Origin of the sequence: Paenibacillus solanacearum, assembly GCF_910593845.1 — a bacterium.
Taxonomy (GTDB): Bacteria; Bacillota; Bacilli; order Paenibacillales; family NBRC-103111; genus Paenibacillus_G; species Paenibacillus_G solanacearum.
Window position 1 is genome coordinate 407402 of sequence record NZ_CAJVAS010000001.1, and the last position, 12904, is coordinate 420305.

Here is a 12904-nt window from a genome sequence, read left to right on the forward strand (position 1 = left end):
GCGCCTGCGATGGAGGATGTTGTAGTCAGAACGGAATAGAGGAACAGGATGTTCATCCCGAGCCGTAGCTATTTGCAGCTATGGCTTTTTGTTTTTCGTATTTTTGGGGACGACGCACATAAAATGATATCGACTGGAATAAAGTAGAAAAAATATTTCATATGACTTCTTGTTCGATGATATTTTATACCAAAACATTTCCAAGGGGGCGGACACGGTGGCACGCATCTTCCGACGGCATCCCACGACCTTGTTTTGGCGTTTGTTTGTCAGTTATTTCGCACTCATTCTGATTCCCGTCATCGTGGCAGGCTTGCTCACGAACCTGTTCGTCGTGCGGTTGATCGAGCGGGATGCGGAGAAAGCGGGCGGCATCGTCATGAACCATTTTGCGGAGGAGACGGACGCCACGTTCCGCAGCCTGGAGAGCGATATGGTGAACATGCTGACGGTCTCGCAGATCAAGAGCCTGCTGAAAAAGGACAGCGATCCGCCCGATTCGAGCCAGCGGTTCGAGCTTATGCATTCGCTCATGCAGCAGCTCAGTCTTCTGCAATCGCATCCGTTTGTTTACAGCGCCTTCCTGTACTTTGCCGAAGACAACCTCGTCATTTCCGACAATACGTATACCGGCAAGGAAACGTTCTTTGCCGAGCATTACCCGATTCAATCCCCGGATTTGCAGCGGTTTCTTGCAAACTTTTCCGAGAAGAAAACGATGGTGTTCACCGCCCCCTATACTGTTGATGAGAGACCTCCGTTTACGGAAGACGTGATTGCCGCCCACTCCAATATTACCGCCTTGATGAGCTATCCGTTTAACAGCAGCCATCCCGACGTTTATTTGGCGGTCAATGTAGACCGAGATCAGCTCCGACAGCAGCTCGGCATTCAGGAGCGATGGGTGACGGATACGGTATTGGCCGGTTCGTCGGACTCCATCCTGATTCGCACCGGCTCTGGCGACGCTCCTCCCGTTCCGGCCTCAGCGGCGCTTCGCGCCATCCCCGAGCAAACCTTGTACCGATACGCCGATCATGGAAGCAAAGCGTTATATTACCAGAAGTCTTCATTCCAGGAGGACTGGCATTACGTCAGCGTGATCGATCTGGAGACGCTGCTCCAGCCGGCGATGTGGATTCGCGCCTGTACGATCGTGTTTGTCCTATTGTTCGCGTTAACGGGAGGGTTCGCCTCTTATTATTTGAGCCGCAGGCTGTACAATCCGATCCGCGAAATTCGTACCGGGCTGGAATCGCATCCGCTCGCAGGCGATATGCCGGCTCCGCAAGCAGGCAACGAATTTGACGTCATCAAACGTTTCTCCGGCATGCTCATCTCGCGCAACAAGGAGCTGTCGCAGATGATGAGCGGCATGTATCCGATTGTACATGAGCACTTTATGGTCAAAACGCTGACAGGCGAATACCGCGACAGCTTGTCCATCGCCTATTACGCCAAAGAGATCGATTTCACGTACGACGCGAAGGCGGTGGTAACGGCCATCTGCATCGAAATTCAATATTACTCGCAGAGGGTGGGCCCGTTGTCGGAAACGTCCAAGTCGTTCATTGCGGCGGAGCTGAAGGAAAATATTCGACGGCTGGCGCCGGACGTGATTCGGGTGTGCCGGACGCAGCCTGATCAGCTGGCGGTGATGCTGTTCCATCCGCAGGGCGTGCCTACGGACCCGATGCAAATCGCGGAAGCGATCAAGCGGCTGATGCTGCAGCCGCATTATAAAGCGTCCATCGGCGTCGGCGGTACGGTGCCTTCCATTGACCGGCTTCATCTCTCGTACGATCAAGCCGTCGCCCTGCTCAAATTCAAAAGTCTCGATGCCGGTGCGGAAATTTGCACGGAGGACGGCGCATGGCAAGAGCGGGAGCGCGCCTGCGGCGACAGCTTCCTGACCGTACAGGAAGTGGGACGCATTCTGAACCGGTGCAAAGCCCGCGAGTACGACAGCCTGCTGCAATCGGTCTACGACATGCTGGACGAAGGCGTTCGGGCAAAAGCAACCGCGCATCAAATGAAAAATGTATGCCTCGACGTTCTGAACGCCTGGATTCGCGCCGCCGAGAGCGAGCGGAACGACTTCAACATCTCGTTTTATTCGGATTTGTTCGCCTCGATCCATCGCAGCGTCACCTGGGAGGAGCTGCGGCAGGCGTTCACCGATATTCGCGCATCCTTGTTCCGTACGGTCGAGCCATCCGACCGGGAACGGCAGTTCGCGGACATTTTATGTTATATCCACAACCATTACCACGAAGAGCTCTCCATCGAGTATTTTGCCCAGCAGATGAACATGTCGGTCGGCCACTTCAGCCGCACGTTCAAGGAGGAAGTGGGGGAGAAGTATGTGGAATACATCGCCAAGTACCGGATGAACGAGGCAAAGCGGTTTTTGCTGGAGACCGACATGAAGATCGACGATATCGCCGGGAAGGTCGGCTATTGGGGGCGGAATTCGTTTATCCGCAACTTCCGCAAGTACGAAGGGACGACGCCGGCCAAGTTCCGCAGCGTGCACCAAGACTGAGGCTTCTTTTTTGCGATGTATCGATTTTTTCCTGCGGGGCGGCAGCAAGGCGCATGCAAAAAAGGCGACACGGCCCAAAAGATGATGCTTTACCGGCCAGCCGGGAAGCCCGTATAGTGGGTCGTACAACATGCCAGGTGAAGGGGTGGAGCGATTGACGAGCAGAAGCGGACTTTCGGGCCTATGGTTCATGATGAAAAAGCATAAAGCGTTGTATTTGTTAATGCTGCCCGGCATTTTGTACTATGTCATATTCAAATATGCACCGATGTACGGGGTCGTCATCGCGTTTCAAAACTTCTCGATCGGACGCGGCATCACGGGCAGCAAATTCGTGGGACTGAAGCATTTTGCCGAGTTCTTCTTCAATACGCCCGATGCCTGGCAGTTGATCCGCAACACCGTGCTGCTGAATGTGTACGATTTGCTGTTCCGGTTTCCCGCCCCGATTGTGCTGGCGCTGCTGTTTCATGAGATTCGCAGCCGGACGTTCAAGCGCTTCGTGCAGAGCGTCAGCTATATGCCGCATTTTTTGTCCACGGTCGTCATTGCGGGCATTATGGTGACCTTCCTGTCGCAGCAGACCGGCATCGTCAATCATATAATCCGCTGGTTCGGCTTCGAGCCGATCCTGTTCCTCGGGCTGCCCGAATGGTTCCGTACCATCTACATCAGCTCGGAAATATGGCAAACCGTCGGCTGGGGGACCATATTGTATTTGGCGGCGATTGCCGGGGTAGACCCGACCTTGTACGAAGCGGCGAAAATCGACGGCGCGAACCGGTTCCAACAAATGCGCCACGTCACCCTCGTCGGGATGTTCCCGGTCATGATCGTTTTGTTCGTGCTGACGCTCGGTCATTTTATGGAGACCGGCTTCCAGAAAATCATTCTGCTCTACAACCCGATGACCTACGAGACTGCGGATGTGCTTAATACGTTCGTCTACCGTCGCGGCATCCTGTCCGCGGACTTCAGCTTCGCAACCGCCGTCGGCCTGTTCCAGGCGGCGATCGGCTTCATCCTCGTCGTGGCGGCGAATCGCGTCGTCAAAAAGTTTTCGGACACCAGCTTATGGTAAAGGAGGCGCCGGAACATGAAGATTAAGGAAAGCTTTGGTTCGAAGCTATTCGACGTTATCAACGCGGCGGTGATGGTGCTGCTGATCATCGTCATGGTGTACCCGCTCATCTACGTATTCTCCGCTTCCATCAGCGACAACGCCATGGTCGTCAGCGGACAGGTGGTTTTGTGGCCGAAGTCGGTGACGCTGGTCGCCTACGAGCGGCTCGTCACCAATCCGGACTTATGGATCAGCTACTGGAATACGATCCGTTATACCGTCGTCCATACGTTCCTGACCTTGGTCGTGACGTCGGCTATGGCGTATCCGCTGGCGAAGCGATGGCTTCCCGGCCGCAGAGCGCTGCTGCTCATGGCGGCTTTCACCCTGCTGTTCAACGGGGGCATCATCCCGACCTTCCTCGTCGTACAGAAGCTGGGCCTGCTCAATACGATGTGGGCAATCGTCCTCCCGTCGCTTGTCAGCACATGGTACTTGTTCATCATGCGGACGTTCTTCGAGGCGCTGCCGGAGGAATTGGAGGACGCGGCTACGATCGACGGCTGCGGCTCGCTGCAGGTGCTCGTGCGCATCGTGCTGCCGCTCTCGGTCCCGGTGCTCGTCTCGATCGGGCTGTTCACCGCGGTAGGCCAGTGGAACGCGTTCTTCGACGCGCTGCTTTATTTGAACGAGCGCGGCATGTACCCGCTGCAGATCATGCTCCGCAACATCATCATCTCCGGCTCCAACGTGCAGGGCGAGGGCAATACGGCCTACATCGAGACGCTGAAATACGCGATGATCACGATCGCAACGCTTCCGATCTTGTGCGTGTATCCGTTCGTGCAAAAATATTTCGTGCAGGGCAGCATGATCGGCGGCATCAAAGGATAGCGCCGGATTCCACCGGAGTCCGTCACTATAGGGCAGGGGAAAGGTTCCACATCCGATTGAAGGAGGGCATACCGATGAACAAAAAGACAATGGCCGCATCGATGGCCGCTGTGCTGCTGGGCGGGCTCGTGGCAGGCTGTAACGACAATGCGCCGAAGGGCGGGGATGCGGGAGGGGACACGAAGAAGCCGATCACGTTCACCTGGCTCGTATATGACCGTCCCGAGGGCAAGGTGAAGAACGACTGGGAAATATTCAAGGAAATTGAAGCGAAGACGGGGGTCAAGGTAGACTGGCAGGTTGTCAGCCAGGAAGGGCTGCTCGAGAAAAGGCAAATTATGATCGCCACCAATACGGTCACCGACTTCATTCAGCCGACGAACCAGGAAGCGCGGGAGAATGGGCCGGAGAAAGTGTTCCTGAACCTGAAAGATTATTTGAACATCGCGCCCAATCTCAAAAAGTTTTACGATGCGTACCCGGAAGCCAAAGCGGTGGCGACCGGCGCCGACGGCGGCATCTACAACGTCCCTGTGCTGGAAGGCGACGCGCAGGGCAAAGGCTTCAACTATATTTGGATGGCCCGCAAAGATTTGATGAATAAATACAATTTGAAGGCGCCGGCCACCCTCGACGAGCTTTACCAGTTTCTGAAGACGCTGAAGGAAAAGGAGCCGGACAGCTACCCGCTGAGCCTGAACGCGCCGACGACCGGCGAGGCGGGACTGTATACGGTGTTCGGCAAAATATTCACCGGCATCGCCGGCTTCTACAATCAGAGCCCCGCATCCGACAAATACGAATTCGCTCCTTATCAGAAAGGCTACAAAGACGCCCTTGTCTACATGAATAAACTGTACAACGAGAAGCTGCTCGATCCGGAGTTCTACCTGCTGACCGGGCCGCAGTGGGAGGAGCGTTTCCTGAAAGGTAAGTCCTCCGTCACGTACTGGTGGAAGGCGGAGGTCAACCCGCTGATTGAAAAAGCGAAAAAAGCCGGCGCTCCGGCCGAATTCGATCTCGATTCGATTCCCGAGCTGGGCGCTAGCGGCATCAAGCCGTACCAGTTCTCGCGTCCGGTCGTCGGCACCGTAGGCCGCGCGATTTCCGCCAAAGTCAAAGACAAGGAGAGAGCAGTCAAATTCCTCGATTACCTGGTCAGCGAAGAGGGCACCAACTACTTGTCGCTTGGCATTCAGGGCAAATCGTATACGCTGGAGAACGGCAAGCCCGTCTATATGAAGGAGTTCGGCGCCAGTCCGTACGTGCCGCTGCGCCGGGATTTCGGCGTATGGTACGACAACATGACCTTGAACAACGCACTGTCCCGCGAAACATGGGAGCGCGGCCTGGATGAGAAGAGCAAGGCGATCAACAAGAACTACGAATCGTTTATTATCCCGGCGCCGAAAGCGATCGTCAAGACGACGGAAGAGCTCGATCTGGAAAAATCGAAGCTGACGCCGCTCACCAAATTTTTGGAGCAGCGCATTACGGAATTCGTCACCGGCAAAGCGCCGATCAACGATACGACCTATCAGCAGTTCCTGGATCAGGCGAAGAAGCTCGGCTCCGACGAGCTGCTGAATATGTATAACGCGGCGTATAAGCGGACCTACGGTTCGAAATAACCCGTCTGCATTGCGCAAAAAAGGAGTGACGAACGATGCCATCCGATACGTTTATCGTCGATACCGACATTCATAATTCGCTTGCCCGGATGCGTGACCTGCTGCCGTATTTGCCGAAAGCATGGCATCAGCAGTGGCTCGAGTCCGGCGTCGGCGTACACGGGCAATATTATTCGCCGGTCGGGGTGCTGCGCCGGGACGCTACCCCCGACGACGGCGGCGCGCCGGGAAGCGATCCGCACTTCGCGCTGCGGCATTATATCGAGCCGTGCGGGATCGATTATGCGGTGTTGACCGGAGGGGCGGAGCAGGGGCTGTCGCTCCATGCCGATCCGGACTACGCGACGGCCGTGGCCGCGGCTTATAACGATTGGCTTGTCGAGCAATGGCTGACCGTCAGTCCCAAGTACAAGGGCTCGATCCAGATCAATCATTCCGATCCGGCGGAAGCGGCGAAGGAGATCGACCGGATGTCGGCGCATCCGGCGATGGTGCAGGTCGTGATGGGAAGCGGTGCGCGAATGCCGTACGGCAACCGCTTCTTCCATCCGATCTACGAAGCCGCCGAGCGCAACGGCCTGCCGGTGGCCATTCACCCCGGCACCGAGGGCAAAGGCATCGCCGGCGCGCCTACGCCTTCCGGCTACCCGACCCGCTATATGGAGTGGCATAACATATTGCCGGCGAACTTCATGACCCATGTGAACAGCCTCGTATGCGAAGGCGTCTTCGAGAAATATCCGAGGCTGCGGTTCGTCGCGATCGAGGGCGGGATCGGCTGGCTGCCGCATCTGATGTGGCGGATGGACAAAAACTATAAAGCGCTGCGCGACACGGCCCCTTGGCTCAAACGGCTGCCGTCGGAATATATATTGGAGCATGTTCGCGTCACGACCCAGCCAATCGAAGAGCCGGAAAGACCGGAGCAGCTCGTGCAAATATTCCAAATGATGCATGCGGACCGCATCGCCATGTTCTCTTCGGACTACCCGCATTGGGATTTTGACAATCCGAACATCGTCTTGAACGGCCTGCCCCGGGAGATGAGACGCCGCATTCAAGGCTTGAACGCGGCGGAGCTGTACGGACTGCCGGTGCCGGAGGAGCGGAAGGGGGCGAACCCCGCATGAGATACAAGGTGCTGGAAGCGAATGAACTGACTGACGGCGGCCAGCGGATCGTCAGCGTGAAGGAGATGGAGCTTGGCATATACCGGATCGACGGCCGCTACTACGCCTGGCGCAATGTATGCCCGCATGCGGCAGCGCCGGTATGTGCCGGACTGGTAAGAGGCACGCGGCTGCCGTCGGGCGTGTACGATTACCGGTTCGGGCTGGACAATCAAGTGCTGCGCTGTCCGTGGCACGGTTGGGAATTCGACCTCACGAACGGCCGGCATTTGGCGCAGGGCAGCAAGGCGAAATTGCGCGGCTATCCGGTCGAGGCGGATGAATCGGGCGTGTACGTTGTGATCGGGGAGTGAGCGGAGTGTTCACTGGGCGTCATCGAAGATCAGGACAGCTGCAAATAATGCAAAGAGCGGTTTTCAACGCAAAATAGCGGCAGCGGGTCGACAGTCGAACGATTCTGGGACCGGTTATCGGCAGAAAGACAATGACCGGCAATCCTGTCCATAGAGCGGCTCCGTGACCGCAGGAATACAATAATCATCCTTTAAGCTTGAGTGATCAAGCTTTTTTGTTTTGATTTTTGGACCAAATTAGCAAGACGAGCGCTTTTCCAGCGCCCGTCTCTTCGGATTCTTTTTAGTTCGATCTTCACGCTAATATTTATTCGCAAGCGCAATTTCGGATTGCTGCAGAAGAGCATCGTATTTTTTAGTAAGGACAGTAACGTTGTTTTTGAATTTTAACAGTTCGGAATTTACTGTGTCGCCGCTACCGTTTTCCAAAGCGATTTTAATACCATTTACACTACTAGCCGTATTCATGAGCTCCTTCTTTTCATTGAGGGTGAGGATGTTGAAGGATTCAAATTTTTTGCTGAATTCGTTGGCCTTAGCAATATTAATCGTTTTAGCTGATTGGGCGACCTGGTCTTTCTGTGTCTTGGTTGTAGCAAGAGTAAGAGAGGTTCGGAGATTTGCCATAATGTAGGCCTGGTCATTCATGACATTAAGAAAACGGATGATTTCTGTATAAGTGATTAATTTTTCAGCCTCATCTTGAGACAATCCTTTTACGACAGAGCTGCTGCTGCCAGACATTTTGACATCAACGCCGTATGTTTTGGCATCCCATGTAACGGATGCTCCGATTTGCCGGAGCAAGGAGATCGGGACAAGTGTATGACCGTCTATAATTTGTGCGGGTACTTCGTCGATTTCTAATGCCTTGCCGTTAGAAGTCACGATTACAATCGGATTGCCGTTATAATTTCCGTTAATGCTGGCGGCGCTGACCACCCCTGATAACAGCATAAGCGCAACGGATACTGCTGCGATCTTTTTTTTCATACATATCTCCAATTTGTCATCCTCATCGGCTGAGGGATTTGCTGAAAGAAGCCCGCTAACTAACTGCTCACCGCATGAGAAGTCATAGTTCCAATTATAGCGGATTACATGATGCCAAATACATAAAACAACAAAAAAACTACAAATTCGTCGAATATCAACAAACCTTAATTGAGGATGGGAAAAATCGGAAAACTTACCTTGAAATTATTTTTGCACACGAAGGGCGATTTCGTGGACTTGAATAATAATTCGTTGACCGCTGTGGCTCAGCGAAAGTTGAACTGGTAATATAAATAACAACCAGGTAAAGGAAGGGATTGAAACATGGAAGAACGGAATGAATCGGAATTATCGGCCTATGCGCTGATGGAGCTTCACGCGGAGGCGATGTTTACGCATGACGCAGACATGCGGCTACGTATGATGAATGAGCCATGGCCGGGGGAGGCGGCGGCTCCGCGTTTTTTCTTGGGGCGGACCACAGAAGGAAGGTCGGTCTGGCGGTTTCGTTACGACGTTCCTTCTGAGATTGTCCAGCGGCTGGAATCGTTATGCACCGATGAACCGGCGGTTTCGGATTTCGAGACGAAGCCGAAGCATGCTGAAGCGTACATGGAACTGCTTCAGGGCGAACGATTCACCATGGGGCCATGCTTTCATATTCCGGTCGAAACGGCTTCGAAGATGCCGGTGGTTCAACTGACTAGCGAAAATATAGCGTCTCACCGGTTGGATGGCTTCGAATGGCTAGCGGCGGAGATCGGATATGTGCAGCCTTGTATGGCGGTCGTACGACAGAGTCATGTGGCGTCCGTCTGCCGCAGCGTACGGATCTCGCCTCTCGCACATGAAGCGGGATTGGAGACGTTGGAGCCGTACCGTGGCAACGGCTATGCCGCCGCCGTGGTGGCCGAATGGGCCAAAGGCGTGCGCGCTAGGGGATGCGTCCCGTTATACAGCACATCAGGGGACAACGCTTCTTCGCAAAGGGTGGCGCAAAAGTTGAATTTAAGCTTCTATGGCGTCAATTTTACAATCTATTGATTCCAGCGAATCGAAGTGGAACGGCATGGAAGGATTTGGGTCGGATGCTGGAGAATAGTTAGAATGTTGAAGGATTAAGCTTACGATTTGGGAGGCGGCGAATGTTTTGAGTAGGTTACATTTCGGTTTTCCAGAAAATCACGGCCTCTCGTCAAAGGCATTATCGCGATTTTTCGACCAGGTTGAACACCATTCCTTGCAGTTGAACAGCTTCATGCTGCTTCAGGACGGCGTTGTAACCGCGCAGATGTGGAGGGCGCCTTACCGGACCGACCGGCCGCAGCTGCTGTATTCGCTGAGCAAGAGCTTTACTTCGATTGCGGCAGGCATCGCAATAGATCAAGGATATTTTCGCCTCGACGACCGGGTGGTAGGCTTCTTTCCCGATCGCTGCCCTGAGCAGATTTCGGCCAACCTGTCGAAGATGACGGTGCACCATCTGCTGTCGATGAACACGGGGCACCGCGCCAATATTTACAGCGACGTTACGGGAACGACCGATTGGGTAAAAGCCTTCTTGGCCATGGAGGTGGAGTGCGAACCCGGAAGCCATTATTCATATAATACGCCGGCCACCTACATGCTGTCGGCGATACTTCGGGAGGCCACCGGTCAGCATCTGGTCGACTTCCTAATGCCGAGACTGTTCGAGCCGCTGGGCATCGATCGCCCGGTATGGGAAACATGCCCGCTCGGCACGGCCGCAGGCGGGATGGGATTAAGCTTGACTACGGAAAGCGTGGCGAAGTTCGGACAAATGCTGCTGGACAAGGGCAAGTACAACGGCAGAACGATTGTTTCCGAAGCATTCATCGCACAGGCGACGCAGGAACAGAGCGATAACCGTCCAGGCGCAAAAGATATCGATTCGGCGCAAGGCTACGGCTACCAGATTCATCTGGGCCGCAGAAACTGCTTTCGCGGCGCCGGCGCATTTGGCCAGCTGTGCCTGGTGGCGCCCGAACAGCGTATCGTCATTGCGGCTACGGCCGCTTTTGCCAAAGGGCAAAGCCAGCAATTGCTCGATTTGATCTACGAGCATATCCTCGGCGAGGTCGAACGGGACAGCAGCGTTCCGCCAATGATGGATGAGCGTACCGCGCTTCAAGAGCGTTTGGCCGGTATGACGTATCCGGTGCTGGAAGTGCGCCCGATCCCGGTAGACATAGCGGATTATGACGGTCGGTGGTTCGGCATCGAGGACAACCCGGAGAAGCTCCGCAAGCTCGGTTTCGCCCGCAAAGCGGATCGGCTCATAGTCCGGCTCTGCTGCGACGAACGCGAGCTGCGCGAGCTTGAATTCGACTTTCATACCCCTGTGCGCCAGCATGATGTATTCGTTAAGGATTTGTCGGTGCACCGGCAGGAAGTCGTCGCGTATGCGGGATGGCTGGATCGCGCGACGCTCAAGCTGACCTTGTTGTACATCGAAACCCCGTACTGCGCGTCGTACACGATCCGCTTTCACGACGATGGGATCGAGCTGCAGTTCGTAATGAACGTATCGATGACGGCCATGAACTACAAAGCTGCCGGACATCGCGAGGACATCGTCCAGCGGAGAAGCGATGACGTACACGTACTTTAAGAATGAAGATGGGCCACGGGAACATCGGCTTTCATCCTAACGATGTGAGGGAGGGGACGATATTGAAGGAATCGGTTGTGCATTTTACGATGATTTGGCAGACAAGTACCATCTCATCTTCGTCGATTGGAATCATGCCATCGCCTGGCAGGGGGACGTGCTGGACCGTTTTCTACAGTCCATCCTGCCGGGGCGGGAGCAGGGACATATTACAATGCTGGATTGTTCCTGCGGCATCGGAACGCAGGCGATCGGTCTGGCCCAGCGCGGTTACCAGGTAACGGCAACGGATATCAGTCCGGTTTCCGTCGAGAGAGCCAGGCAAGAAGCGGCAGCACGCGGACTGAAAGTGAATTTCGGGGTGGCCGATTTTCGCTCGCTGGAGCAGACGGTTTCCGGCGTGTTCGACGTTGTGCTGTCGGCGGATAATGCAATTCCGCACCTGCTGACGGATGAAGATTACCATGCAGCGGCATCGAACCTGTATTCGAAGGTTCGAGACGGCGGCCTCGTGCTCATTACGATCAGAGATTACGACGAGCTGACGAAAGCAAAGCCGAAAGCGACGGAGCCGCGCGTATTCGATCACGGCAAGCGCATCGTATTCCAAGTTTGGGATTGGGACGATGACGGGACAACGTACGAGACCCATCATTTTATCGTACAAGAAATCGAAGGAGAGTGGAGGACGCAGCATCACGCAACGAGATACAGGGCTTTGCTGCGGGAAGAGCTCAGCCGCATCCTGACAGCGGCCGGATTTTCGGATGTCGAATGGCACATGCCGGAACAATCCGGTTATTACCAGCCGCTTGTCGTAGCGCGGAAGAAAACGGCTGAATCATAAAAAAGTAAAACCAGCATGCTGCAGCATGACGGTTTTACTTTTTTTATTAGGCTTTGTTTTGTCTATGGATTTAAAGGAGCTAAAAAGGCTTGCTGATTTATCTTCTTTTTGCAATCCCGAACCAACGGTGGGTCGGCTCCCGTTCGAGCAATTAACGAAATCCAAGAGCAGAAGCACAAAGATGGGCGCGTTCTTGTTAAGCTAAAACGGGAGGATAACGAAGAAACAATTTTGATTCAACCTGAAGGAAATAAGGGGCAGTGGCAAGAACTAAATAGTTCAAAGATACCAGGTAGGAGTGCTAACCATGGAAGCAGTGATTATAAACGAAAGCAAAACTTTTATACTATATGGTTTTTCCAAACTTCATGATCAAAGCAAACCTTATAGTGCTACAATTTTCGAATTATTGGATAGGGTTTGGGAGGAAGTAAGAAATAATAAACTCTCTCTTTCAGGTATTAATCATGTCGTTTATGAGGATGGTCATCATATGTTTGCTGGAATTGAGCTGATTTCTCCTCCTGAAGGAGATTCATTGCTAGAGAAAAAGATCGTCCATTTTCAAAAATATGCTTACTGCAAACATATCGGGCCGTACAATAAATTAGATGAAAGCTATCAAAAAGTTCGGACGTTGGCAGAAAACTCAGGCGGAGAAATCGAACTTCCTTTAATAGAAGTATACGGACATTGGACGGATGATGAATCAAAACTTGAGACTGAGATTTTCCATAATCTCAAATAATTTTACCTTACATTTATAAATATACCCACGGTGGTTCTTAACTTAGCGTGGAGGAGCATCCGATG

The 12904-nt window shown here is 53.7% G+C and carries 11 protein-coding genes and 1 pseudogene; 11 read left to right on the forward strand and 1 reads right to left on the reverse strand.

The features are described from left to right. The first annotated feature begins 217 nt into the window (after positions 1–217). The 6 genes from KXG62_RS01725 (at position 218) to KXG62_RS01750 (ending at position 7616) form a co-directional block, all read left to right on the forward strand. Entirely contained in the window at positions 218–2545 is a 2328-nt protein-coding gene (locus tag KXG62_RS01725) for a helix-turn-helix domain-containing protein (RefSeq protein WP_218090165.1), read from the forward strand. A gap of 190 nt (positions 2546–2735) precedes the next feature. Then, positions 2736–3626, forward strand: coding sequence for an ABC transporter permease (locus KXG62_RS01730; RefSeq protein ID WP_425517323.1), 891 nt, complete (start codon positions 2736–2738; stop codon positions 3624–3626). 15 nt (positions 3627–3641) lie between these two features. Then, a complete protein-coding gene (locus KXG62_RS01735; protein ID WP_218090166.1) occupies positions 3642–4502 on the forward strand; it encodes a carbohydrate ABC transporter permease in 861 nt (286 codons plus the stop codon). 74 nt (positions 4503–4576) lie between these two features. Beyond that, positions 4577–6133 (forward strand): extracellular solute-binding protein, encoded by a 1557-nt coding sequence (locus KXG62_RS01740; protein ID WP_218090167.1) that lies wholly within the window; start codon positions 4577–4579, stop codon positions 6131–6133. Positions 6134–6168: 35 nt separating this feature from the next. Beyond that, positions 6169–7263, forward strand: a complete 1095-nt coding sequence (locus tag KXG62_RS01745) for an amidohydrolase family protein (protein WP_218090168.1) — start codon at positions 6169–6171, stop codon at positions 7261–7263. Continuing rightward, positions 7260–7616: a Rieske (2Fe-2S) protein gene (locus KXG62_RS01750; RefSeq protein ID WP_218090169.1), complete on the forward strand. Its 357-nt coding sequence runs from the start codon at positions 7260–7262 to the stop codon at positions 7614–7616. Before KXG62_RS01745 ends, KXG62_RS01750 begins: the two co-directional genes overlap by 4 nt. A gap of 300 nt (positions 7617–7916) precedes the next feature. Here KXG62_RS01750 and KXG62_RS01755 read toward each other — a convergent pair whose 3' ends face one another. Beyond that, positions 7917–8609, reverse strand: a complete 693-nt coding sequence (locus KXG62_RS01755; RefSeq protein WP_218090170.1) for a stalk domain-containing protein — start codon at positions 8607–8609, stop codon at positions 7917–7919. A 327-nt stretch (positions 8610–8936) separates the two neighbouring features. Between KXG62_RS01755 and KXG62_RS01760 the strand changes: the two genes are divergently transcribed. From KXG62_RS01760 to KXG62_RS01780, 5 genes and pseudogenes are all read left to right on the forward strand, one after another. After that, positions 8937–9656, forward strand: a complete 720-nt coding sequence (locus KXG62_RS01760; RefSeq protein ID WP_218090171.1) for a GNAT family N-acetyltransferase — start codon at positions 8937–8939, stop codon at positions 9654–9656. Positions 9657–9762: 106 nt separating this feature from the next. Continuing rightward, positions 9763–11244, forward strand: a complete 1482-nt coding sequence (locus KXG62_RS01765; protein ID WP_246627252.1) for a serine hydrolase domain-containing protein — start codon at positions 9763–9765, stop codon at positions 11242–11244. A 94-nt stretch (positions 11245–11338) separates the two neighbouring features. Further along, positions 11339–12091 carry a class I SAM-dependent methyltransferase gene (locus KXG62_RS01770; RefSeq protein ID WP_246627253.1) on the forward strand — a complete coding sequence of 251 codons (753 nt, stop codon included), beginning with the start codon at positions 11339–11341 and terminating at the stop codon, positions 12089–12091. Positions 12092–12155: 64 nt separating this feature from the next. Further along, positions 12156–12283, forward strand: a pseudogene (locus tag KXG62_RS01775) (IS1595 family transposase); the annotation flags it as partial. A 115-nt stretch (positions 12284–12398) separates the two neighbouring features. Beyond that, a complete protein-coding gene (locus KXG62_RS01780) occupies positions 12399–12839 on the forward strand; it encodes a GyrI-like domain-containing protein (protein WP_218090172.1) in 441 nt (146 codons plus the stop codon). Positions 12840–12904: the final 65 nt, after the last annotated feature.

What these genes read in the sequence shown, in the direction of transcription:
- KXG62_RS01730 (WP_425517323.1), top strand. Translation starts at nt 2,736, where the DNA reads ATGATGAAAAAGCATAAAGCGTTGTATTTGTTAATGCTGCCCGGCATT.
- KXG62_RS01735 (WP_218090166.1), top strand. Translation starts at nt 3,642, where the DNA reads ATGAAGATTAAGGAAAGCTTTGGTTCGAAGCTATTCGACGTTATCAAC.
- KXG62_RS01740 (WP_218090167.1), top strand. Translation starts at nt 4,577, where the DNA reads ATGAACAAAAAGACAATGGCCGCATCGATGGCCGCTGTGCTGCTGGGC.
- KXG62_RS01745 (WP_218090168.1), top strand. Translation starts at nt 6,169, where the DNA reads ATGCCATCCGATACGTTTATCGTCGATACCGACATTCATAATTCGCTT.
- KXG62_RS01750 (WP_218090169.1), top strand. Translation starts at nt 7,260, where the DNA reads ATGAGATACAAGGTGCTGGAAGCGAATGAACTGACTGACGGCGGCCAG.
- KXG62_RS01755 (WP_218090170.1), bottom strand. Translation starts at nt 8,609, where the DNA reads ATGAAAAAAAAGATCGCAGCAGTATCCGTTGCGCTTATGCTGTTATCA.
- KXG62_RS01760 (WP_218090171.1), top strand. Translation starts at nt 8,937, where the DNA reads ATGGAAGAACGGAATGAATCGGAATTATCGGCCTATGCGCTGATGGAG.
- KXG62_RS01780 (WP_218090172.1), top strand. Translation starts at nt 12,399, where the DNA reads ATGGAAGCAGTGATTATAAACGAAAGCAAAACTTTTATACTATATGGT.